Source organism: Corynebacterium sp. A21 (assembly GCF_052266655.1).
Lineage (GTDB): Bacteria > Actinomycetota > Actinomycetes > Mycobacteriales > Mycobacteriaceae > Corynebacterium.
In genome coordinates this window covers 240,914-263,430 of sequence record NZ_JBQPQY010000001.1, presented here as the reverse complement: position 1 = coordinate 263,430, position 22,517 = coordinate 240,914, and the positions used below count along the sequence as shown (strand labels likewise).

The 22,517-nt window shown below is 63.1% G+C and carries 20 protein-coding genes; 10 read left to right on the top strand and 10 right to left on the bottom strand.

What is annotated here, in order from left to right:
- The first annotated feature begins 185 nt into the window (after positions 1 to 185).
- The 3 genes from glnA (ACTU46_RS01200) to glnA (ACTU46_RS01190) all read left to right on the top strand — a co-directional run bounded on the left by glnA (ACTU46_RS01200) (position 186) and on the right by glnA (ACTU46_RS01190) (position 4,854).
- Complete coding sequence (gene glnA, locus ACTU46_RS01200; RefSeq protein ID WP_443378148.1) at positions 186 to 1,622, top strand: type I glutamate--ammonia ligase; 1,437 nt, start codon at positions 186 to 188, stop codon at positions 1,620 to 1,622.
- Between the two features lie 452 nt (positions 1,623 to 2,074).
- Positions 2,075 to 3,223 (top strand): tyramine oxidase subunit B, encoded by a 1,149-nt coding sequence (locus tag ACTU46_RS01195; RefSeq protein ID WP_443378146.1) that lies wholly within the window; start codon positions 2,075 to 2,077, stop codon positions 3,221 to 3,223.
- A 188-nt stretch (positions 3,224 to 3,411) separates the two neighbouring features.
- Entirely contained in the window at positions 3,412 to 4,854 is a 1,443-nt protein-coding gene (glnA, locus tag ACTU46_RS01190) for a type I glutamate--ammonia ligase (RefSeq protein WP_443378144.1), read from the top strand.
- Here glnA (ACTU46_RS01190) and ACTU46_RS01185 read toward each other — a convergent pair.
- Positions 4,842 to 5,366 carry a SixA phosphatase family protein gene (locus ACTU46_RS01185; protein ID WP_443378142.1) on the bottom strand — a complete coding sequence of 175 codons (525 nt, stop codon included), beginning with the start codon at positions 5,364 to 5,366 and terminating at the stop codon, positions 4,842 to 4,844. The genes glnA (ACTU46_RS01190) and ACTU46_RS01185 overlap by 13 nt on opposite strands.
- 9 nt (positions 5,367 to 5,375) lie before the next feature.
- Entirely contained in the window at positions 5,376 to 6,269 is an 894-nt protein-coding gene (locus tag ACTU46_RS01180; RefSeq protein ID WP_443378140.1) for a 2-dehydropantoate 2-reductase, read from the bottom strand.
- Between the two features lie 37 nt (positions 6,270 to 6,306).
- On the opposite strand from ACTU46_RS01180, the gene ACTU46_RS01175 reads away from it, so the two are divergent.
- Complete coding sequence (locus tag ACTU46_RS01175; RefSeq protein WP_443378138.1) at positions 6,307 to 7,506, top strand: DUF2029 domain-containing protein; 1,200 nt, start codon at positions 6,307 to 6,309, stop codon at positions 7,504 to 7,506.
- Positions 7,503 to 7,976, top strand: coding sequence for a hypothetical protein (locus ACTU46_RS01170; protein WP_443378136.1), 474 nt, complete (start codon positions 7,503 to 7,505; stop codon positions 7,974 to 7,976). The genes ACTU46_RS01175 and ACTU46_RS01170 overlap by 4 nt, the downstream gene beginning before the upstream one ends.
- 3 nt (positions 7,977 to 7,979) lie before the next feature.
- Here ACTU46_RS01170 and ACTU46_RS01165 read toward each other — a convergent pair whose 3' ends face one another.
- The 3 genes from ACTU46_RS01165 to thrC form a co-directional block, all read right to left on the bottom strand.
- Positions 7,980 to 8,513 carry an NUDIX hydrolase gene (locus ACTU46_RS01165; RefSeq protein WP_443378134.1) on the bottom strand — a complete coding sequence of 178 codons (534 nt, stop codon included), beginning with the start codon at positions 8,511 to 8,513 and terminating at the stop codon, positions 7,980 to 7,982.
- A 46-nt stretch (positions 8,514 to 8,559) separates the two neighbouring features.
- Complete coding sequence (locus tag ACTU46_RS01160; RefSeq protein WP_443378132.1) at positions 8,560 to 8,694, bottom strand: hypothetical protein; 135 nt, start codon at positions 8,692 to 8,694, stop codon at positions 8,560 to 8,562.
- Positions 8,695 to 8,849: 155 nt separating this feature from the next.
- On the bottom strand, positions 8,850 to 10,292 hold the full coding sequence (thrC, locus tag ACTU46_RS01155; RefSeq protein ID WP_443378130.1) for a threonine synthase: 1,443 nt from the start codon (positions 10,290 to 10,292) through the stop codon (positions 8,850 to 8,852).
- 134 nt (positions 10,293 to 10,426) lie between these two features.
- Between thrC and ACTU46_RS01150 the strand changes: the two genes are divergently transcribed.
- Positions 10,427 to 11,788 (top strand): MFS transporter, encoded by a 1,362-nt coding sequence (locus ACTU46_RS01150; protein ID WP_443378128.1) that lies wholly within the window; start codon positions 10,427 to 10,429, stop codon positions 11,786 to 11,788.
- Positions 11,789 to 11,807: 19 nt separating this feature from the next.
- Here the strand turns inward: ACTU46_RS01150 and ACTU46_RS01145 are convergent, their stop codons facing one another.
- The 4 genes from ACTU46_RS01145 to ACTU46_RS01130 all read right to left on the bottom strand — a co-directional run bounded on the left by ACTU46_RS01145 (position 11,808) and on the right by ACTU46_RS01130 (position 17,147).
- Positions 11,808 to 11,987: a hypothetical protein gene (locus ACTU46_RS01145; protein ID WP_443378126.1), complete on the bottom strand. Its 180-nt coding sequence runs from the start codon at positions 11,985 to 11,987 to the stop codon at positions 11,808 to 11,810.
- A gap of 93 nt (positions 11,988 to 12,080) precedes the next feature.
- Positions 12,081 to 12,479 (bottom strand): hypothetical protein, encoded by a 399-nt coding sequence (locus ACTU46_RS01140; protein WP_443378125.1) that lies wholly within the window; start codon positions 12,477 to 12,479, stop codon positions 12,081 to 12,083.
- Between the two features lie 106 nt (positions 12,480 to 12,585).
- A complete protein-coding gene (locus ACTU46_RS01135; RefSeq protein ID WP_443378123.1) occupies positions 12,586 to 15,756 on the bottom strand; it encodes a bifunctional [glutamine synthetase] adenylyltransferase/[glutamine synthetase]-adenylyl-L-tyrosine phosphorylase in 3,171 nt (1,056 codons plus the stop codon).
- Between the two features lie 50 nt (positions 15,757 to 15,806).
- Complete coding sequence (locus ACTU46_RS01130; RefSeq protein ID WP_443378122.1) at positions 15,807 to 17,147, bottom strand: glutamine synthetase family protein; 1,341 nt, start codon at positions 17,145 to 17,147, stop codon at positions 15,807 to 15,809.
- Between the two features lie 202 nt (positions 17,148 to 17,349).
- Between ACTU46_RS01130 and ACTU46_RS01125 the strand changes: the two genes are divergently transcribed.
- From ACTU46_RS01125 to ACTU46_RS01115, 3 genes are read left to right on the top strand one after another with little or no spacing between them, the layout of a single operon-like run.
- Positions 17,350 to 18,396 (top strand): DUF2786 domain-containing protein, encoded by a 1,047-nt coding sequence (locus tag ACTU46_RS01125; protein WP_443378120.1) that lies wholly within the window; start codon positions 17,350 to 17,352, stop codon positions 18,394 to 18,396.
- A gap of 58 nt (positions 18,397 to 18,454) precedes the next feature.
- On the top strand, positions 18,455 to 20,158 hold the full coding sequence (locus tag ACTU46_RS01120) for a CYTH and CHAD domain-containing protein (protein WP_443378118.1): 1,704 nt from the start codon (positions 18,455 to 18,457) through the stop codon (positions 20,156 to 20,158).
- Between the two features lie 6 nt (positions 20,159 to 20,164).
- A complete protein-coding gene (locus ACTU46_RS01115) occupies positions 20,165 to 20,785 on the top strand; it encodes a M23 family metallopeptidase (protein WP_443378116.1) in 621 nt (206 codons plus the stop codon).
- Here the strand turns inward: ACTU46_RS01115 and ACTU46_RS01110 are convergent.
- A complete protein-coding gene (locus ACTU46_RS01110) occupies positions 20,782 to 21,000 on the bottom strand; it encodes a hypothetical protein (protein WP_443378114.1) in 219 nt (72 codons plus the stop codon). The two genes, ACTU46_RS01115 and ACTU46_RS01110, sit on opposite strands and share 4 nt — an antisense overlap.
- A 118-nt stretch (positions 21,001 to 21,118) precedes the next feature.
- On the opposite strand from ACTU46_RS01110, the gene ACTU46_RS01105 reads away from it, so the two are divergent.
- Positions 21,119 to 22,393 carry a galactokinase family protein gene (locus ACTU46_RS01105; protein ID WP_443378112.1) on the top strand — a complete coding sequence of 425 codons (1,275 nt, stop codon included), beginning with the start codon at positions 21,119 to 21,121 and terminating at the stop codon, positions 22,391 to 22,393.
- Positions 22,394 to 22,517 lie beyond the last annotated feature (124 nt).

Here is a 22,517-nt window from a genome sequence, read left to right as displayed (position 1 = left end):
TAGTCGGCTGAGCGGGGGGTGGAAAACCGCCCCTTTTGATAGACCGACAGATATTGAAGTACACTTAAAACCGCAAGAAATACTAGGGCAATGTGGGTTTGGCCGTACCGCCTACGCCGGGAAATCCTACTCCCACCTAGAATGAACAATATTGCACCCGCACCCGGAATCCGCAAGGAGTCACCATGACCTTCAAGTCCAATGAAGAAGTCATCAAGTTCATCAAGGACGAGGGCGTTGAATTCGTCGACGTCCGATTCACCGATGTTCCCGGCATCGAGCAGCACTTCTCGATCCCGGCTGAGGCTTTTGACGAAGATGCCGCGGAGGAGGGCCTGGCATTCGATGGCTCCTCCATCCGTGGTTTCACCACCATCGATGAATCCGACATGAACCTCCTGCCGGATCCGCAGACCGCGAGGCTCGATCCCTTCCGGAGCGCCAAGACGCTGAACATGCAGTTCTTCGTCCACGATCCTTTCACCCGCGAGCCCTTCACCCGCGACCCGCGCAATGTCGCCCGCAAGGCTGAAGAGTACCTCGCCTCCACCGGCATCGCGGACACCTGCAACTTCGGCGCCGAAGCAGAGTTCTACATCTTCGACTCCGTGCGCTACAGCGCCGACACCAACTCCTCCTTCTACGAGGTCGATTCCGATGAGGGCTGGTGGAACCGCGGTTCCGAAACCAACATCGACGGCAGCAACAACCTCGGCTACAAGACCCGCGTCAAGGGTGGCTATTTCCCCCTGCCCCCCTATGACCAGACCGGTGAGCTGCGCGATGAGATGGTCCGCCACCTCCGCGAGTCCGGCTTCCACCTGGAGCGCTTCCACCACGAGGTGGGCACCGGCGGCCAGCAGGAGATCAATTACCGATTCAACACCATGCTGCATGCCGCAGATGATCTGCAGACCTTCAAGTACATCGTGAAGAACACCGCAGCCCGCAACGGCAAGTCCGCCACCTTCATGCCCAAGCCGCTGGCCGGAGACAACGGTTCCGGCATGCACGCCCACCAGTCCCTGTGGAAGGACGGCAAGCCGCTGTTCCACGATGAGTCCGGCTACGGCGGCCTCTCTGACCTCGCCCGTTACTACATCGGCGGCATCCTGCACCACGCCCCGGCGGTGCTGGCCTTCACCAACCCGACGTTGAATTCCTACCACCGGCTGGTGCCGGGCTTCGAGGCCCCCATCAACCTGGTGTACTCGCAGCGTAACCGGTCGGCTGCCGTGCGTATCCCGATCACCGGCTCCAACCCGAAGGCCAAGCGCATCGAATTCCGCGCTCCGGACCCCTCCGGCAACCCCTACTTCGGTTTCGCCGCCATGATGATGGCTGGCTTGGACGGCATCAAGAACCGCATCGAGCCGCACGCCCCGGTGGACAAGGACCTCTATGAGCTCCCGCCGGAGGAGGCCGCCTCCATCCCGCAGGCACCGACCTCCCTTGAGGCCTCCCTGCAGGCCCTGGCCGAGGACAATGACTTCCTCACCGAAGGCGATGTCTTCACCGAGGATCTGATCGATACCTACATCGGTCTCAAGTACGACAATGAGATCTCCCCGAACCGCCTACGCCCGACCCCGCTGGAGTTCGAGCTCTACTACGACTGCTAAGGCTGAGCTAGCCAGCATGACCGCCGCCCGCCCCGCTAGGGGGAGGGCGGTTTTCTCATTCTCCGCTGGGCCGCCGCTCCCCCGCCAGACGAGCCACCCAGGAAGATTTTCACCATTGAGCGCCCTCTTCCACCCCCGGTTCCGGAGCCCCGGAGTGTAATTTTGGGCGGAGCCTTCCAGCATCATGTGGCCCCACCTTCAGACCGGACTAAGCACCATGTCAGAGCTGAAATCCCAGCATGAGCTCCCCACCCCACCCGGCGCCCACATCAGTTGCTGGGGTGCCCACCGTGGTCTTCCGGGCCCCCACCCGCTGCCCGGACCTGTCGGAGAGAGTTCACTAGCGTGGGGCCAGTGGGTTGAGCATTCAACCCGGTTCCTGTTCGAGACGGCGGCTGGCCGCCTACGATCATGGCTGTGCGCTGCCGTCGGATAACCCCCGAAAGGCAATTTTGGCCACCAACAACACCCGCATCGACTTCCGCTATCTCAGCGAACCCGACATGATCGCCGCTGGCGTCACCGATGTCGCCCGCTGCGTTGACACCATGGAAGAGACCCTCATTCTGCTGGCCGAGGGCGACTACCGGATGGCTGGCGCCTCCGGAAATTCCCATGGCGCCCAGATCAACTTCCCCGCTGCCCCCGAGCACGAGGGGATGCCGGCTGATGGGCCTGACCGCCGTTTCATGGCCATGCCGGCCTACTTGGGCGGCCGTTTCCAGACCACCGGTGTGAAATGGTACGGCTCCAACGCGGAGAACCGGCAGAACGAACTCCCCCGATCAATTCACGTCTTCGTGCTTAACGACGCCGTGACCGGGGCACCCACCGCGATCATGTCGGCGAACCTGCTTTCGGCCTACCGCACCGGCGCGGTACCGGGAGTCGGTGTCAAACACCTCGCGGTGGCAGATGCCAAGACCGTGGGCATCATCGGACCAGGCGTCATGTCCCGCACCATCTTCTCCGCCGCCCGCAGCCAGCGACCCAGCATCGACACCGTCAAGATCAAGGGCCGCTCCCCGGAGTCGACCCAGCGGGCCGCAGACTGGTTCAGCGAGAACCACCCTGGGGTGAAGGTCCAGATCGTGGCCAGCGAGCAGGACGCCATCGAAGGTTCCGATATCCTCATCGGCGGCACCTCCACCTCCCCCGCCGGCCCCACTGAGTTCCCCTATTTCAAGCGCGAGTGGATCAAGCCCGGCGCGCTGATCCTGTGCCCGGCCGCCGCTCGTTTCGATGATGAGTTCATCAACTCCGGAGACGCCAATCTGGTGGTCGATTACACCGGGCTCTACGCCGAGTGGTTCCACGAGAACGGCCCCAATGTCACCTATGAGAAGCTGCTGGGCATCCCCGGTAACCGCTGGTGGGACATGGCAGAGGAGGGCGTCCTGCCGAAGAGCAGGTTGATCAACATGGGTGATATCGCCTCCGGGAAGGCACCTGGCCGGGAAAATGATGAGCAGATCTTCTGCTACTCCATCGGCGGGATGCCGGTGGAAGACGTCGCCTGGGCCACTGATGTCCTGGCACGTGCCAGGGAGCTAGATATCGGCACCATGCTCAACCTCTGGGAGACACCGGTGCTCCGCTGAGCTGGTCTTGACGTAGGGTTGTAGGGTATCCGGATCATGGCGCAGGCCCGATAGCTCCGGAAATTGGGGAGCTCTATCGCGTTCCTGCACCAGGCCCGGAGCTATTCAGGGCCCGGCAGCCACAGGACTCCTGTGGCTGTAAAACTCCCCGACCGTCGCCGGGCCAACGGACCCTAGGAGCCGTAACAGTGCCAAGCGCAACCACTACCGCCGCAGATATTGAGAAGCTGATTCAGGATGAGGGCATCAAGTTCCTCGATATCCGTTTCACTGATATTCCCGGGGTGGAACAGCACATCACCATTCCCGCCAAGGCCTTCACTGAGGAGTCCGCCAATAACGGATTCGCCTTCGACGGGTCTTCGATCTCGGGGTTCACCTCGATCGAGGAATCTGATATGAACCTACTTCCGGATCTTGGGACCGCCACGATAGACCCGTTCCGTAAGGCCAAGACACTGAACATGAAGTTCTTTGTCCATGATCCTTTTTCCCGGGAACCCTACTCCCGGGATCCCCGCAATATCGCCCGCAAGGCTGAGGAGTATCTGGCGTCGACCGGGATCGCCGACACCTGCAATGTCGGGGCCGAGGCGGAATTCTATGTCTTCGACTCCGTCCGCTACTCCACCGGCGTCAATGAGTCCTTCTACCATGTCGATTCTGAAGAGGGCTGGTGGAACCGCGGTGAGGAGTTCGACCCGGACGGCACCCGCAACCTCGGTTATAAGGTGCGGCATATGGGTGGTTACTTCCCGGTTGCCCCCTACGACCACTTTCAGGATCTCCGGGACGAGATGTGTCTGAATCTCGAGAACTCGGGCTTCGAGGTGGAGCGCGCCCACCATGAAGTAGGCAGTGCCGGGCAGCAGGAGATCAACTATCGCTTCAACAGTCTGCTTCATGCCGCGGATGATCTGCAGAACTTCAAGTACATCATCAAGAACACGGCGAAGGCGCATGAGCGTTCCGCCACCTTCATGCCGAAACCGCTGGCCAATGATGGCGGTTCCGGCATGCACGCCCACCTTTCCCTGTGGAAGAACGGCGATCCGCTGTTCTATGACGAGTCCGGCTATGCCGGGCTGTCCGAGATGGCCCGCTATTTCATCGGCGGTATTCTGCACCATGCCGGTGCGGTGCTGGCCTTCACCAATCCCACGATGAATTCCTATCAGCGGCTGGTGCCCGGCTTCGAGGCCCCCATCAACCTGGTGTACTCGCAGCGCAATCGTTCGGCCGCGGTGCGGATTCCGATCACCGGGGCCAACCCGAAGGCCAAACGCATCGAGTTCCGGGCCCCTGATCCCTCCGGCAACCCCTATCTCGGGTTCTCGGCGATGTTGCTCGCCGGGGTGGACGGCATCAAGAACCGGATTGAGCCGCATGAGCCGGTGGACAAGGATCTCTATGAGCTCCCGCCGGAGGAGGCCATCTCCATCCCGCAGGCACCGACCTCATTGGAGGCCTCCCTGCAGTCGCTGGAGAGGGACAATGATTTCCTCACCGAGGCGGATGTGTTCACCCCGGATCTGATCGAGTCCTATATCCGGCTCAAGTATGACAATGAGATCATCCCCTCCCGTCTGGGGCCGACCCCCCTGGATTTCGAGCTCTACTACGACTGCTGAGGGGCTCGCGGGATGACAAAGTCCTGCAACTGCGCGGTTCCGACCCGCAGTTGCGCCCAGGGGACATCGAAGTCCAGCACCGCGATGGCGCTGGTGGGGAATTTCTCATCCATGCTCACCCAGCCGGGGTGGTTATCGCGCTGCGCCAGACCCCGGACGAGGTCGAGCACTCCAGGCCAGTGCCCGAGGAAAAGGGCGGTACCGGTGGTTTCTGGCAGGGCCGTGATCAGCTGTGCGAAAGATGCCACGGGAGCTTCATACATTTCATCGTGGTAGCTGATCCCCACGCTCTGTGCCCCACCGGCCTGAGCACGTTCCCAGGTCAGTCGGGTGCGGGTGGCGGTGGAGCAGAGGACATGGTCGAGGGGGCCGATCTCTTTGGCCAGCCATTCTCCGGCGGCCAGACCATCACGTTGGCCGCGCTTATTCAGCCCCCGTTGATGATCGGGTTCCGCGGTGGCCCAGGAGGATTTGGCGTGCCGCATGACCAGCAGTCGATGTTGGTGAGACATTGCCCCACCTTAGCGGGCATCCAAGATACCGTGCAGAAGATCGTGCAAGGCGGTATCGACTCCCACCTGTGCCCCCATCCGGCGGATCGCGCCAACTTGGGCATCCAGCTCGTTCTCGGCCCCGGCCAGAACGTCACGCTGCATGGATGAGGTGGCGGCCGGGTCCATGGCATCGGCGAAGTCCATGATCTTGGGCACCGCATCAGCTGGTAGCGCCACCCCATGAGCCCGGGCGACGGCAGCAACCTCGCGCACCAATTTCTCCAGGGAGCTGCGCAATTCAGTGCGCAGATAACCCAGGGGTTGTTCGGCGGCGGCGCCTAAGGCACCGAAGGGTGCCACGAACATCGCCTTTCCCCAGACATCAAGCCAGATGTCACTGAACCAGGTGCTGGGAATGCCCGCTTCACTGAGATCCGCCGCAAGTTGGCGTCCCAAGACTCCCAGCTCACCGTCCCGGCCGTCGAAGCTGCCGAGGTTCAGGCTCAGCGGGCCACCCCGGAACTCCACCACCGCCGGCCCCTGATGGATCATGAAGCCGCGGACCACCCCGGGCAGCACATTGTCCGCACCGAAACGGTCGGCGGCCAAATAGGGGGCTTCCACCGAGTTCTGGGTGGTCACGATCGGGGTGCCAGCAGGCACCCCGGGAAAGGTGTCTGCGCTGGGCAGCGCCTTGGTGGCCACGATGACCACATCCACCCCGCCGACCTCCGTGAAGGATGCCACCGCCGGGACCTGCACCGTGGTGGTGCCGGCGGCGTCGATAAGCGTGAGACCTTTCTCGCGCAGCACCTCAAGGGTCTCTCCCCGCGCCAGGAAAGTGATGTCTTTGCCGGCCAGGGCGAGTCGCCCGCCGAAGTAGCCGCCGACCGCGCCGGCGCCGATGATTCCGATCCGCATGCCCCCCATTCTAGGGAAGCTGCCTAGAATCACCCTTGTGACTCCCCTTCTGCGGCGTGTGGCCGCCGTGCTGACCTGGCTGCTCGGTCGCCTGAGCATTCTCGCCTTCATCGGCATCGATGATCGTACGGTCATCCACGATGTCGCTTATTACCACCACGGGATCAGCAGCGGCGGGCTCGCCGAATACCCCGAGCCCTCGCTGTGGCTGCTTTATCCCCTGCACGCGGTATTCCCGAACGATGCCGGGGCGTTCACCCTGGGTTTTCTCGCCCTCTGTCTGCTTCTCGACGCCGCGTTCTGCTGCTGGCTGGCATGGGGAAACCACTGGCCGGCGTTGTGGTTCTGGCTGCTGTTCAGTATCGCCTGCGGTCCCATGCTGGTCTTCCGGATGGACCTGATCCCCGCCCTGCTGGTGGGGGTGGCCGCGCTGGCGCTGCTCCGTGGCTCCAGGCTCGCGGCGATCGCCCTGGGCTACGCCACCGCGGTGAAACTCTGGCCCGGGGTACTGGCCGCTGGCCTGGTCACCTCCTGGCGGGACCGCGACACCTGGCGGGGACTCGCCTGGTTCCTCGGGACCCTGGCCGCCACCGTGGCGGTCACCATCGCCTTCTTCGGGGTCGAGCGGGTGCTCTCCCCACTGAATTACCAGGGGGAACGCGGCCTGCAGGTCGAATCCGTCGCCGCCACCCCATTTGTGCTGCTGGCCTGGTTTAAACCGCAGGACTGGGAGATCTGGTATGCCCCCTCCAAGAGCCTGGAGATTCAGGGGCCCGGCACCGGTACCGTCACCCTGCTCAGTTCCGTGGCGATGTTCCTGCTGCTGGCCTTCGCAGTGGGGTTCGCCCTGCGCCGATTCCGCCAGGGTGGTGCGGGTCCACACACCACCCTGGCCTTCTGGCTGGTGTTGGTGATGGGGCTGATCGTGGCCAACAAGGTCTTCTCCACCCAATACATGCTGTGGCTCGGCCCGTTGATCGCAGCCTGCCTGGTGGGGACCGCCGGCCGGGTCGACGGGGTGCCACGGCCGCTGCGGCATCTGGCCTGGCTGGCCATCCCCCTCGCCGCGCTGAGTACCTTCATCTACCCGGTCTTCTACGATGAGCTCGTCAACGGTGATCCGCAGCTGATCCCGGTGATTGCCCTGGTGCTGCGCAATGCGTTGATGCTCCTCATGCTGTGGCACGCGGTGCAGTGGCTGCGGTTTGAGGCCCAAGTGGCGCAGGTGACGCGATGAACCTGAGTCTGGTCCCCATTGCGGAGGACCCCTCACTACCAGCGATACGCGCGGTGCTGGCCAACCATGGCCTCCTGCGGACGGAGGTCCTGCTCTGCACCGAATTCGGTGGGGCGAGGATGTACTTCGAGTCCTCCTGGCTGGGCGAAGGCGCCCGTTCCTTCTACGGACAGCTCTTCGGCGCCGAGTTGAACCAGGCTCAATGCCACCTCATCTACGAGCTGGCGGTGGCCGGCAACCTGGTGCTGGTCCCCGACTTCGGGCCACCGCACCTCATCGTCTGCGGTGGCACCCACGAACCCGATGAGGTCCACAATGAGACCGTGCCGCCCTGGCTTGAGGAAATCTGCTTCGTCTCCTCGGCTGCCGAGCTACACCGGTGTGTCCACGGTGAATGGGAACTATTCCGCAGCACCTTCCTGGATGAGGGCACGATGTGGGGGCCACGTTCCGATTGGCCAGATCGGTGAGGCTCAGCGACGCTCGCGCTTGTGGAAGCCCAGCCGGGGCCGGAACCCCTGGGGGTGCTTGAGCTGGGCCACCGCATCAGCGATGATCAATCGGAAACGCGGATCCATCGGCGGCAGCTGGGACACCGTGAACCAGCCGACCTCGGTGGATTCCTCATCGCCGACCACCGCGGTATCATCACCGACCACACTCAGCCGGATGGCGGTGTCAATATAGTCCACGACATCACCATTGGGGTAAGTCACCCGCCCCATCTCACCGACCCCGAGCAGGGCCTCCACCTGCGCCTGGATACCGGTCTCCTCCTTGACCTCGCGGACTGCAGTGAGGCTGGGTTCTTCCCCGGGCTCGCAGATCCCACTGACCGGGGTCCACTTGCCGTTGTCCGCCCGCTTGACCAGCAGCACCTCCGGCACCGCCCAGATCGGGGCACCCGCGGGGACATCGCGGACCACGATGGCGGTTACAGCGGGGAGGAGCAGCGGATCATGCCCGATCTTCTTACGCAGCTCGACAATGAATTCAGGGGTGGCCACATCAGTTCCTTCGCCAGAGTTCAGACAATTTCAACTTCCAAGCAGGTTACTCCTGCTCCTCCTCAGCGGACTTCTCCGCCTCAGCCTTCTGGGCGGCCGCTTCCTGCTTGATCTGCTCGGCGAAACGCTCCGGATCAAACTCCAGGAAGTACTCCGGTCCCATGTGATGTTCCTGACCCATCTGTGGGTCACCTCCTTATTAGTCTTGTCCGTCCATTGTGCCTGCCCCACGGATATCGCGCCCAGCGTTACTCCGCTGCGTCGATAAGCAGCTCGCGACACCAATGCAGAAAACCCAGGCATTGAGAGCCTGGGTTTGCTGTGGAGTCCGCGGTCTCAGTGAACTGCGGTCTGCTCGATCGAGGACACGATGAACTCCTTGACGGCGGTGGCGTCATTGGGCAGCTCGCTGACGTGGTGCTCGGTGTCCAGGATGCCGGCGAAACGCTCCGGGACCTCCGGCTCCTGACCGATGGCCTCCTTGATGGTTTCGGCGAACTTCACCGGCAGCGCGGTCTCAAGGCAGACGATCGGGCTGTCCACATCCTTGCTCCAGTCGCGGGCCACAAACACGCCATCGGCGGTGTGCGGATCAATCAACACACCGAGACGCTCCCAGGTGTCGCGGATGGTGGCGATGCGGTCGGCGTGTGTCGACTTGCCGGAACCGAAGCCGAACTCGTCGATCACGTCCAGCATCCGGGTGTCCTCCGCGAGCGAGAAACCACCCTGATCGAGCATGTCAAACAGCTGTTTGACCCGGCCGGCGTCCCCCTCCATCAGGTCGAAGATGAAACGCTCGAAGTTCGAGGCACGCGAGATATCCATCGAAGGGCTGGAGGTCGCCTGGGTCTCGCTGGCCTTGCGCGGGCGGTAATAACCGGTGTTGAAGAAGTCGTTGAGCACGTCATTTTCATTGGTGGCCACGATCAACCGGTCGATCGGCAGGCCCATCTGCCGGGCGATGTGACCGGCGCAGACATCACCGAAGTTACCGGTGGGCACGGCGAAACTGACCTTCTGGTCGTTGGACTCGGTGACCTTGAGCCAGGAGGAGACGTAGTAGACGATCTGGGCCATCAGACGGGCCCAGTTGATGGAGTTGACCGCACCGATGCGGTGCTCCGCCTTGAATGCGGCGTCAGCGGAGACCGCCTTGACCACGTCCTGGCAGTCATCGAAGACCCCGTCGAGGGCGATGTTGAAGATATTCGGGTCATCCAGGCCAAACATCTGCGCCTGCTGGAAGGGGGTCATCCGGCCGGCCGGGGTGAGCATGAAGAGCCGGATGCCTTCGCGGCCACGCATGGCGTATTCAGCGGAGGAACCGGTGTCACCGGAGGTGGCACCGAGGATGTTCATGGTCTCGCCGCGGCGTGTGAGCTCATACTCGAAGAGCTCGCCGAGCAGCTGCATCGCCATGTCCTTGAAGGCGGCGGTGGGCCCCTCGGAGAGGTGGCCGATGTAGAGCCCCTCCTCTAATTTGGTTACTGGGACGATCTCCTCGGAGGTGAACTTCTCCGGGGTGTAGGCGCGGGCGGTGATCGCCTCAATGTCCTCGGCCGGGATGTCATCGATGTAGAGCTTGAGGACCTCCGCGGCCAGCGCGGCATAGCCCTTCTCGGCGAGCAATGTCCGCCAGGCGGTCAACGTGGCGTCATCTAGGTGCGGGTACTCCACCGGGAGATAGAGGCCGCCGTCCGGGGCCAGACCACCAAGGAGAATGTCGGTGAACTTCACGGGGGTTGCTGAGGTGTCTCGAGTTGAAATGTATTCCACGCCCCTCACCTTACTTCCCCCGCTCCCGGAATACCTGGGCCTTGGCCAGGCTAACCCCCAAATTCGGCCCCGTGTCGCTCACACCCATCGACCAGGGTCCCGGTTTTGCCGGGAGCGGTCTAAGGTAACACGTTGTGAGCAGCCCTGATCCCCGTCAAGTAGTAACCCGCCGCGCCCTGACCGTCTGGGGAGCTGCGGTCCTCGTCTACATGGTCGCCATCACCGGCCGCACCAGCTTCGGTGTCGCAGGTGTCGACGCCATCGCCCGTTTCGAGGTTGACGCCTCCCGGATCGCAGTGTTTACCGCCGTCCAGGTCGGTGTCTATGCCTTCGCCCAGATCCCGATGGGCATGCTCATCGACCGCTTCGGTCCCCGCAAAATGCTGGTGGCCGGTGCCCTGATCATGGGTGCGGGCCAAATTCTGCTGGGTCTGACCGACAACTACTGGGTGGCTATCCTGGCCCGTGTCCTCATCGGCGCCGGCGATGCTTCGGCTTTCCTCTCGGTGATGCGGATCCTGCCCTACTGGTTCCCGCTGAAGAAGACCCCCCTCTTTACCCAGCTGACCGCTTCACTCGGCCAGGTTGGACAGTTCATCTCCGCAGTGCCCTTCATGGCACTGCTGCACGTCTCCGGCTGGACCACCGCTTTTGTCTCCCTCGGTGCCATCGGCATTCTCATCGCGCTGGCCGCCGGAGTCGCAGTCGCGGACTCCCCCGACACCGATAACGCCGCGAAGCTCGAACGCGCCAACCGGAAGGCCCGCAAGGCCGGCGAGCAGGAGGAGCTTCCCGACGTCGTCCAGGACCGGGAACGCACGGGAGTGTGGAACCTGTTGAAACTGGTGCTCCGTAGCCCGGTCTGCTGGCTCGGCTTCTTCATCCACTACGCCTGCATGCTGCCGCAGGTCGTCTTCACCCTGCTTTGGGGTGTGCCGATGATGACGCTGGGCATGGGGTTGTCCGCTGCGCAGGCTGCCCTGGTGCTGACTGTGAACACCATCGCCACGGTATCCGTCGGCCCGGTGCTGGGCTTCATCTCCTCCCGGATGGGTGCCCGCCGCGAACTCGGGGCATTGGCTTTGACCCTCGGCATCGGCCTGACCTGGATCATCTTCTTCTACTCGGAGACCCCACGCGGGCTGATCGCGATCATCATCGTCAACATCATCACCTCGGCCTTCACCCCGGCGGCGAACTTCGGCTTCGACCACATCCGGGAGCGCCTGGACCGCACGGTCGTTGCCACGGGCACGGGACTGGCGAATATGGGAGGCTTCCTGGCGGCCATGGTCGCCGCCCAGGTGGTCGGTCTGATGCTCGATTGGAGCTCGCAGGGTGAGGCCTATGAGTGGGCTGACTTCCGGATCGCCTGGATGTCCGTCATCGTGGTCTGGGCCCTCGGTGTGGTGGGCCTGCTGATCTCGCGGGCTGCCATGCTCCGCTCGGATGAGGGCAAGGGCGGGGTGCGCATCATCCACTCCTCCGATATCTAACTCCCTGGGTCCGGCGGTATCAGTCGAGAGCTTGCCGCAGGGTTGCACCGAATTCGACGCCGATGGGGGAACCGAGGCCAGCTGATTGTGGGGCAGGCGCGCTGAGTGTCGCCTCATGGAGCCCACCTACAAAGGTGCAGGTACCCAGTGCGATGAGCGTAGCTCCGGTCATGACCCAGGCGCGGATCCGAGTAGTCAAAATATTCACCTCCGGGTGATGTTCGCCGATCTCTAGAACCCACCTTAGGGTCAGGTACTGCGGATGCCGTGCTGTGCCGCTGTTATTTCACTGTCAGCGGCGCGGCCCCTTCGGCGGCTCCTGCCGCCCGGTGAGAATATCGATCACGCTGCGGATCGCGGCATCGCCGATGCCGGAGGTATCCACGAAATCCAAGGGGCTGCGGCCACCTTCCCAGGGGTTACGCGAACGACGATGCGGGCCGAAGAAATCCTCGGCGGTGTCTTCGATGATCTCGGGCTCAGGCTCGGTCTCGGTGTCAATCTCCTCGACGCCGCCCCGGTCCGCGAAGCTCGGGAAGAAGGCATCGACATCGACCTCCAGGCTGAGGGTCTGGCCGTCGAAGTTGATCTGATCGTGGGGGTCCATGCCCGCCGAGCGGGCGGCGTCGACAAGCGCGACCAGATCGCCGAAGCTGGCGTCGTTGAGGTTGATGGAAAGGTTCAGTGCCATGATGCTCATTCCTTCTCGATAGTGGGTGTAAACCCGAGTGTAGGTATCCTGACCTGCTGCGTCGATACCCTTAGGGGAAAGATCGGGGATGGTACCGAGACTCCCCCTAGTTCTCCGGCTCCAGCGTCAGCTCACCCCAGAAAACCTCATCGACCACTTGCCTGGCCCGGCGCGTGACCTTGAGATAGTTCTCCAGGAAGCCGTGGTTATCCTCCGGATCCCAACCCGCGGCACCAGCCACCTGTGCCAGTTGGTGGCCCGGCTGCGGCAGCTGATCGCTGCGTTTCCCGCTGCCGCGGACCAGCGCCAGCGCATTACGCGCATTGGTGGCCACCAACCAGGCATCCCGGAGCTTCTCGGCCTTCCGGGTCGGAAGAATGCCCTGTTCTGCGAGTACATCCAGCACCTGCAGGGTGGAGGTGTTGTGCAATTCGGGATATTCATGGGCGTGCATCAGCGTCAGCAGCTGCACGGTCCATTCCACATCGCCGAGACCGCCCCGGCCCAGCTTGGTGTGGGTGTTGCGATCAGCCCCGCGGGGCAGGCGTTCCTCATCGATCCTGGCCTTCATCCGGCGGACCTCACGGATGGTGGCCTGGCTGGCGCCGCCCTCCGGGTAGCGGAAGGTGTCAATCATCTGGAGGAATCTGATGCCCAGCTCTTCATCACCGGCAACATTGGTGGCCCGCAGCAGCGCCTGGATCTCCCAGGTCTCCCCCCAGCGGCGGTAGTAGGACTCATAGGACTTCACGGTGCGCACGATCGGCCCACTGCGGCCTTCGGGGCGCAATCCCAGGTCAACCTCCAAGGGGGGATCCTGACTGGGTTTGGCCAAGCGGGTCCGTAGCTGATCACAGACCGTGATCGCCCAGCGCACCGCCGCATTCTCATCTTCGCCCGGGGCCGGTTCCGCCACGAACATGACATCGGCATCGGACCCATAGCCGAGCTCAGCACCGCCGAGACGACCCATCCCGATCACCGCGATCTGGGCTGGGGCGGTCTCCCGCCCCTGTTCCTTGAGCTGATAGCGGATCTCCGAGCGCAACGCCGCCTCGAGCACCGCGTTCCAGACCGCCGAGAGATTGTGACAGACCTCCTGCACCGACATCATGCCGAGCAGATCTGCGGCCGCCACACGTGCCAGCTCCCCCCGCCGCAGGGAACGGGCGACAGTGCTGGCCCGGTCCGGATCCAGGTGTCGGCCGGCTGCGGCGACCAGGGAACGGGCAACAATGTCCGCGGACTTTTCCAGCAGTTTCGGACCTTTCGCCCCATCGCCGAGCACCTTGACGATATCCGGGGCGGCGATGATCAGGTCCGAGGTATAAGGAGAATTACCCAGGATCTTCATCAGCCGCTGGCCGACGATGCCCTCATCCCGCAACATCCGCAGAAACCAGGTCCGGTCATAGGAGGCATCGGCGAGCTTCCGGTAGTTCAGCAGTCCGGCATCCGGGTCTGCGGTACCTGCCAACCAGTCCATCAGGGAGGGCAGCAGAACCGCCTGGATCCGCGCCTTGCGGGTCGCCCCCGCAGCCAACGCGGAGAGGTGCTCGTAGGCACGCCCCGGAGCCTGATACCCCAGGGCCGCCAGCTGTAGCTTTGCCGCCTCCGCGGAGAGCTTCAGGGTATCCACCGACATATTGGCTACGGAGTTCAACAGCGGACGATAGAAAAGACGACGGTGGAGGGAGGCGATCTGCAGACGGGTCTTCCGCAGCTTCTCCAGCATCAGGCCCGCTGCTGAACGGTTACCTGAACCACTGAAACCTGCGGTCACCGCCAGCCAGTGGAGGTGCGCCGTCTCATCGGGGGCCGGCAGCAGGTGGGTACGCCGAAGTCGGTGCAGCTGCAGACGGTGTTCCAATAAGCGGAGAAATTCATAGGCCGCGATCAGATCATGGCCGTCTTCCCGCCCGACATAGCCACCGATGACCAGGGCATGCAGAGCCTCGATGGTGGAAAGCACCCGCAGGGACTCATCGGCCCGACCGTGGACCAACTGCAACAGCTGGACCGCGAACTCAACATCACGCAATCCACCGTTGCCCAGCTTCAGCTCACGGTCCCGCAGATCTTCCGGGACATTCTCCACCACGCGGCGACGCATCGCCTGGACATCATCGACGAAGGAATCACGTCGGCTGGCCGCCCACACCATGGGCTGCAGTTCCTCCAGGTAGGCCTGCCCCAGCGGAATATAGCCGGTCATCGCACGGGCCTTGAGCAGCGCCTGGAATTCCCAGGTCTGCGCCCACCGCTTGTAATAGGCGACATGGCTCTCGAGGGTGCGCACCAGCGCACCACTCTTGCCCTCTGGGCGCAACGCCGCATCCACCTCAAAGAAGGCACGGGAACCGATCCGGTTGAACTCCCCCGCCAAACGGGTGGCCCGGGAGCTCGCAGGCTCAGCGATGAAGATGACATCGACATCCGAGATGTAGTTCAGCTCCCGGGCACCGCACTTCCCCATGGCCATGACGGCGAGTCTGGTATCCACCGGCTTCTCGCCATAAACCGATTCCACCGCCACCGCCAGAGCTGCGGTCAAAGCGGCATCAGCCAGCTCCGCGAGCAATGCGGTCACGGAGGTCAAGGGAACAATCGGATGGCCGATGCGACGGCGCGAACCCGGATAGGTACCGGCCAGGTCATGCGCGGCGATACGCATGATCAGCGTGCGATAGGAGAACCTCAGAACTTTCTCCGCCTCCGTTCCCCCCACCCGCGCCCGGTAGGTGCCCGCCTGGTCCAATCCCAGGGTCGCCGGATCATTCCCCCGGTCAGCAACATCGGCGTCCCCAGGAATCGCGATCTCGGCTGGCACCGCCTCCACCGCGCCCAGCATCTGGGTCAGCAGTTCCTCCGACGTCGGCAGCGGCTGCGCCAGCTGGGACCATAGTTCAGGGTTGGCCACCAGGTGATCTCCCAGTGCGGTGGAACCACCGAGCAGGGCGATCAGCCTGACCCGCAGGGCAGTATCACTGCGCAGCGAATGATCCAGATCGAGGCGCCCGGGCCCCGGTGAAGCACTCATCCGCTGTTCCGTGGACGTGAAGCAGAGGCCGTCCCGCTCATCCAGGGCACTCATCAGCCGGACGAGATTATTCAGCGCCAGGTCCGGGTCTCCCGCACCTCCCAGGGCCCACAGCAGATCTGCGCTCTCAGCGTTATTCCACCCCAACCAGTTCAGGTCTTCGGTGGTCCTGGGGTGGGACAATCCGATCAGGGCCGGGGTCGGAAGAGTGCTTCGAAGTGATCGCGGATGGGTCATGATTTATCGGTGTTACTCCTGAAAGGGGGGATTCGGTTCGGGTTCGTGAATCAGTATCCGAGGTTGGTCCGAAGCTCCCAGGGGGTGATCTGTTCCTGATAACGGTGCCATTCATCCCACTTGCTGCGCAGATAGAACTCAAAGACGTGCTCCCCCAGCACCTCCGCCATCAGTTCGGAGCGCTCGAACTCCTTCAGTGCCACCTCCAGATCAGTCGGCAGGTCGACATACCCCATGGCGAGACGCTCCCGTCGGGTCAGATCCGAGATATTGTCCTCGGCGGGCTCATCCAGCTCATAGCCCTCCCGGATGCCCTTGAGACCGGCGCCGAGCAACACCGCATAAGCGAGGTAGGGGTTGGTGCCGGCATCAAGGTTTCGCACCTCGACGCGCCGGGAATCGGCCTTGTGCAGCCGGTAAGTGGGCACCCGGACCAGCGCAGATCGGTTGGACACCCCCCAGGTGGCGGCGGTCGGCGCTTCATTGCCGAACATGATGCGTTTATAGGAGTTGACCCACTGGTTGGTCACTGCGGTCATCTCCGGGGCGTGACGCAGGATGCCGGCGATGAACTGCCGCCCGGTGAGCGAAAGACTGATCTCCTCATCGGGATCATGGAAGGCATTTTGATCACCCTCGAAAAGGGACATATGCGAGTGCATCGCTGAGCCAGCGTGCTCTTGGAAGGGCTTGGGCATGAAGGTCGCCGCCACCTGATTATGCATCGCGACCTGCTTGACGATGTAGCGCAAGGTCATGATCGAGTCCGCCATGGTCAAGACATCCGCATGGCGAAGATCGATCTCCTGCTGACCCGGCGCGGTTTCGTGGTGGGAGAACTCCACCGGGATACCCATGGATTCGATCGCCATCATCGACTCCCGCCGCACCGTGCGGGCCTGAAAGTGAGAGGCCTGGTCGAAGTAGCCGCCGGTATCGGTAGGCACCGGCGGGTGACCGTCTGTCTCCAGGTCTTTGACCAGGTAGAACTCAACCTCCGGGGAAACCATGCAGGTGAAGCCGTCCTCCGCGGCGGACTCCACCTGCCGACGCAGTACCTGCCGGGGATCCGCCCAGGAGGGGGTCCCGTCCGGCATGGAGACATCACAGAACATCCGCGCGGTGACCAGCGGGGAGTCCTCCGGGTCAAAGGGGAGGATCTGGAAGGTCGAGGGATCCGGCTGGGCGATCATGTCGGCCTCCGAGACCCGGGAGAACCCCTCGATCGCCGATCCGTCAAAACCCACCCCTTCATCGAAGGCGGACTCAAGTTCACTGGCCGCCATGACCACCGACTTGAGATATCCGAGAATGTCGGTGAACCAGAGCCGGATGAACCTGATGCCACTTTCCTCGACGGTGCGGAGGACGAATTCCTGCTGACTGTTCATGCCGCCCATGCTAGTTCCGGGGCTGGACACAGCGGCGGGGTGCTGCTCCCCCAGCGCTGCTTATCGACGCCACGGGGGTAACCCTGACACGCATTCCTGCAGGTTATCTGGGATACCGCCCAATCCTGGGGGTGGCCATGTCCAGCGCCCCTGTTCAACTATCCAGGACATCGAACACCTGAACGAAAGGTCCTTGAACGCCATGTACACCGACACCACCGAAAACTGGCAAAATTACACCCTTGAGCTTCACCGGGAGATCGCCGAAGGGTTGGTCGCCGCTGCCCGGAAAGGTTGGACCCCAGATGACCTCCGCCATGTCCTCGGCTCCCGGATCGACCACCTGCTTTTTCTGGTCCTCCACCGGATCAATGACACTGTCCCGGAGGCGACCCGCACCGCCTGGCTCCGACAATGCCATCCCACCGAGGAGATCGCCCACTCCACCGCTTCCCTGGAGGAATGTCGGGATCTGCTTCGTGAGGTGGGCCCGCTGCGTGATCATCCGCTCCTCGGGGATCCTCACGGGGTCGAGGAAAGCGACCGGGCCTTCGCACAGCTGAGCCCGGAACAGCGCAAGGCCCACCACCGGGTGATCGCCCTGTTGAAGAAGGCCGAGTCCACCAACTTCGAGGGTGAGGCGGACGCCCTGGTGGCCAAGGCCCAGCAGCTACGCCAGCGCTACCGCATCGAATCCCTTCTCGCCGAGGTGCCCGGCGAGGGGCCCGACCTCCAGGCTCAACGCCTCTACCTGCACGCCCCCTGGATCAAACACCAGTACAGCCTGCTGGCCGGTGTGGCGCGGGTCAATGGCTGTGCGAGCATGTTGCTGACCACCAACGGCATCTGCACCATCCTCGGCACCGCAGATGACCTGCGCTACGTCACGGACCTCTTCGGCAGTCTCAACCGGCAGCGAGGGCACTTCATGCGCACCTCTCCCGGCGCGCACGAAGCCGCCGCCCGGGGTGAAACCTCCGCCTACCGGCGTAGTTTCATGATTGCCTACAGCAGCCACACCGTGAAGCTACTGACAGAGGCCTCCCGGCAAGCCAGCGACGGCACCACACTGCCGGTCCTGGTGGGCCGTGGCCTTGAGGCCCACCGCACGCTCGCCAAACTCTTTCCCCACTCCAGATCGCTGCAGCTGAGCTCCCGTCACAGTGGCGGCTACCGTGACGGGATCAGCGCCGCGCACCGCTCCCATCTCAATGGCGACTCCAACGGCATACAACCAATGTCGGCGTGACCGGTCAGGCGGTAGGCTGAGAACTGACAAAACCCCGGCGAACTGGAGAGATATACTGATGTCCACCCGACGTTTCCTCGAAGTAGAAGCTAAATTTGCGGTCTCGGAGAACTCCCCCGTCCCGGAACTCACCAGAATCCCCGGAGTATCCACGGTTGCCGAGGCCCGGCAGCACAACCTCTCCGCGATCTACTATGACACTGAGGATCTCCGCCTGACCCGTGCAAAGATCACCCTGCGTCGACGGTCCGGCGGCAAGGATGATGGCTGGCACATCAAGCTTCCGGGTACTGTTGGTCGGATTGAAATCCAAGCTGACCTGGGCGAACCGGTGGATGGACAGTTCCAGGTCCCGGAGGATCTATTGGAGCAGGTGCGCGCCATCGTGCGCCGCCACCCGCTGGTCCCGATCGCCCAGGTCGATAATGAGCGCACTGAACTTGTCCTGGCGGATGAGGCCGGTACCGCGCTCGCCGAATTCTGCGATGACCGGGTCACTGCCTGGTCGTTGCTGCCTGGTGGAGACCAGACCAGCTGGCGGGAATGGGAGGTCGAACTCACCCCGGAGAGTGTGGAAAGTGCACAAGGCAGCGAACTCATCCGCCTCGCCACCGGCCTGCTGATCAGCGCCGGCGCCCGGGTCTCCCAGTCCCCCTCCAAGCTGGTGGCGGCTCTCGGAGAGAGCATCAACCACGTCCCCTCCCCTTATCCTGCGGCAGATCTCGATGAAGACTCCCCCGCCGCCGCCGTGGTTGCCGCCCTCCAGGCCAACCATGACAAGCTCATCGACTATGACCCCCGGGTCCGCCGCGATGAATGGGACTCCGTCCACCAAATGCGGGTGGCCACCCGCGAGCTGCGCAGCCACATGCAGACCTTCGAGGGCATCCTCGGTGGCGAAGAGTTCGAGTACCTCGAAGATGAACTGAAGCTGCTCGCGGGAATGCTCGGTGTGGCCCGCGATGCAGAAGTTGTTGAGGAGCGATTCCACGCCCTGCTTGATGCCGAAGATTCCGGGGTGCTCGATGAGGCCACCCGCGAACACCTCCGCGAAGACATGGGTGCCGAGTACCGCCGGGCACACCGACGGGTCATTGCCACCCTCGATTCCGATCGCTACCTCTCCTTGCTTGACTCGCTCGATGAACTGCTGGCGGATCCGCCGATCGTCACCGCCTCCCGGGAGGTTCCCGAAGCCGACCAGGAGACGGTGGCGGCACTGGAGGACCTCGAGGCAGTGGAGAGCGTGGAGCTCATCGAACCCACTGAGGGCACGGAGGCCGAAGCGTCTGAGGACATGGAGGAGATTCTCTCCCGCCACCTCGAGTCCGCATATAAGAAGCTGCTCAAGCGCCATAAGAAGGCCGTGGATAACCGGGACAACCTGGAGCTCACCCTCCATGAGCGTGAAGAGAACTTCCACGACATGCGCAAGGCCGCTAAGAAGCTGCGCTACTCCGCAGAGGCGGTGGGATCTGCGACCGATCTCAAAACCAAGCACCTTTACCGAAGCTGCAAGGATCTGCAGTCCGTGCTCGGCGACTTCCAGGACTCAGTGACCTCACGGGACTTCCTGTTGAAGAAGGCTCAGCAGGCACGCTCCCGTGGTGAGGACACCTTCGGCTATGGCGTTCTCTACCAGCGCGAACGTCAGATCGGCTTGGGCGCACTCGATGACTACCTCACCTGCGTCAAACAGATCAAGGCCGCCTACGGGCGTCTGGAAAGCTCGCGCAAGTCGAAGAAGAACAAGAAGAAGTAGCCTGCCATGGCCGAACTGGAACTTGACTACCCCTTCACCGGCCGGTGGCTGGTGCAGAACAGTCCGGCCAACAAGGTGCCCAGTCACGGCACCCGGCTTTTCGGACTGGCCTATTCCGTTGACTTCGTGCCGGTCAATGAACGCGGACGCACCGCGCCCTACACTCCGCGTTCTTTCTTCCGGCCGGAACCACCGGAGAGATTCCCGGGTTTAGGTCAACCGATCCGGTCCCCGTTATCCGGGACCGTGGCGGCAGCCCACGATGCTGAACCAGACCACGCGGCTTACCGTGGTCTCCCCTCCGTCGGTTATGCCCTGACCCAGCATCGCCGGGCATCCCAAGGATGGCGGGGGTTGGCCGGAAACCACGTGATCCTGCGGGCTGCGGGTCCAGCGGAAGTGTTCGTGGCGCTGTGCCACCTGCGCCGAGGCAGCCTCAGAGTGCAGGTGGGTCACCAGGTCAGAGTTGGTGATCAACTGGCCGAATGCGGGAATTCCGGCAACAGTTCCGAGCCACACCTGCACATGCAGGCAATGGAGACCATGGCGGTCGAGACCGCCAGAGGTCTACCCTTCAGCTTTCCCCGGGGTCTGCCCCGCAATGGCGCAGTGATTGTGGCGAATTAGTTTCCCTTCTCCCAGGACGGCGCCACCCCCCAGTCCTCATCTGCCTCTTCCGCGGCATCGGCGGCCTTATTCCGGTTCTTGGCCACAGTCAACGCATTGTGTGCCTCAGTCTCAGAGCCATAGGGGCCCATACGGTTGTCCCAGCTGGCATTCTTATCCTGTGATACCTCGCCGGTCGTGAGATCGAAGTACCACTGGTTTCCGGTGTCGCTCATGAGTTGTCCCTTCATCGTCACTGCAGGTATGTTCCCAGGCTACTCAGCGAATCACGGTCCTGCCGGGGCCGCTAGGATGGATGCATTAGTGCAGCTCAGCTAAAGGAGACGAACATATATGCCGATGTGGCCAACCAGTGAAGACCCGATCCAGGGTCGGGTGACAACCGCCCATACCTCCTGGTGTGGTGCCGAGCCACTGAGCGGTGCCGTCGCTCCGGCCACCTGGTCCGTGATCGGCGAACACGTCGACTATGTCGGTGGTGTGGTGATCATGGCACTGTCCTCCCTGGAGGTTGCGGTGGCCATCAGCTTCCGGGCAGATGAGCTTGTCCGCATCCGACTTCACCGCAGTGAGGGCGAGGTGCTCAGTGATGAGACCACCTTAAACACCTTGGCTGATTTCGCGGCGGAACAGCAGCCCGGAATCGATGACCGGGGACGTCCGACACTTCCGCCTCATCCTGCGGGTGGGCTGGCCAGCCGCATCGGTGGCATTCTCTGGACGATGATCCACCGTCAGCTGCTCAGCCGCGACACCCCTGGAATCGATGTCACCGTCATCTCTGACATCCCCACCGGCGCTGGTCTGGGTGCGCTGAGCTCGATGGATACCGCAGTGGCACTGGCGCTGCACCACACCACCGGTGAATCTGACGACGCCCCGGTGCGCGCCCGGCTGGCCGAGGTCTGCTCCCAGTCCGCCAGCACCTTCTCCCAGTTTCCGCCGCTACGCGCCCGCCATACTGCGGCGCTGCGCGGAGCCACCGGAACGGTCTCGGTCATCGACTATTCCGATGGTTCCGTGACCCAGGCCCCACACCCGGTGTCCCGGCAGACCAACGCCTTCGCGATTTTTGCACCCATTGGGGGAATCACCCCGGGCGAGTCCATGCAGATCCGGGAGCGCCAGCGTTTTCTCAACCGCGCCACCCACGCCTTCGGGGTGGATTCGCTGCGCCAGCTCCCCGACGCCCCACAGCGGGTCTCGGAGTGGCTTGAGGCGGTGCACAACTTCCACGGTCCCGAGGGCAACCCCTCGCTCAGCGACGCCCGCGCCTGGCTGGACTTCTACGACCGGGAAACCTCCCGCGTCCAACAGCTCGCCATCGCACTGCGCTCACGCCGGCAGGCTGATGTCTGGCCGCTGTTGGAGGCCTCCCAGTCTTCCCTCCACCGGGATTATGGCCTCGGTGGGGCGGATATGGCGCTGGCACAACTGTGTCAGAGCCGAGGTGCGATCACCGCCCGAAGTGCCGCCGCCGGCATCTCCATGGCCGTGATCACCGTTGTCCCAGCAGCCCACACCCCAAACTTCCAGGCCGATATGATCGCTGACGGGCTCATGGTGGTGCCGCTGACTGACGGCGATGTCACCAGAAACTTCAGCTGATGAAACTCATCAGAGCGGCAACATGAATTGGTGAGAGCGTGGCTGCCGGAGGCGCAGCTGATGCAGGACCATTCCTGGGGACTTACCCATGCCGTGGTCCTGGAGTTTGGGGACCATCACGACC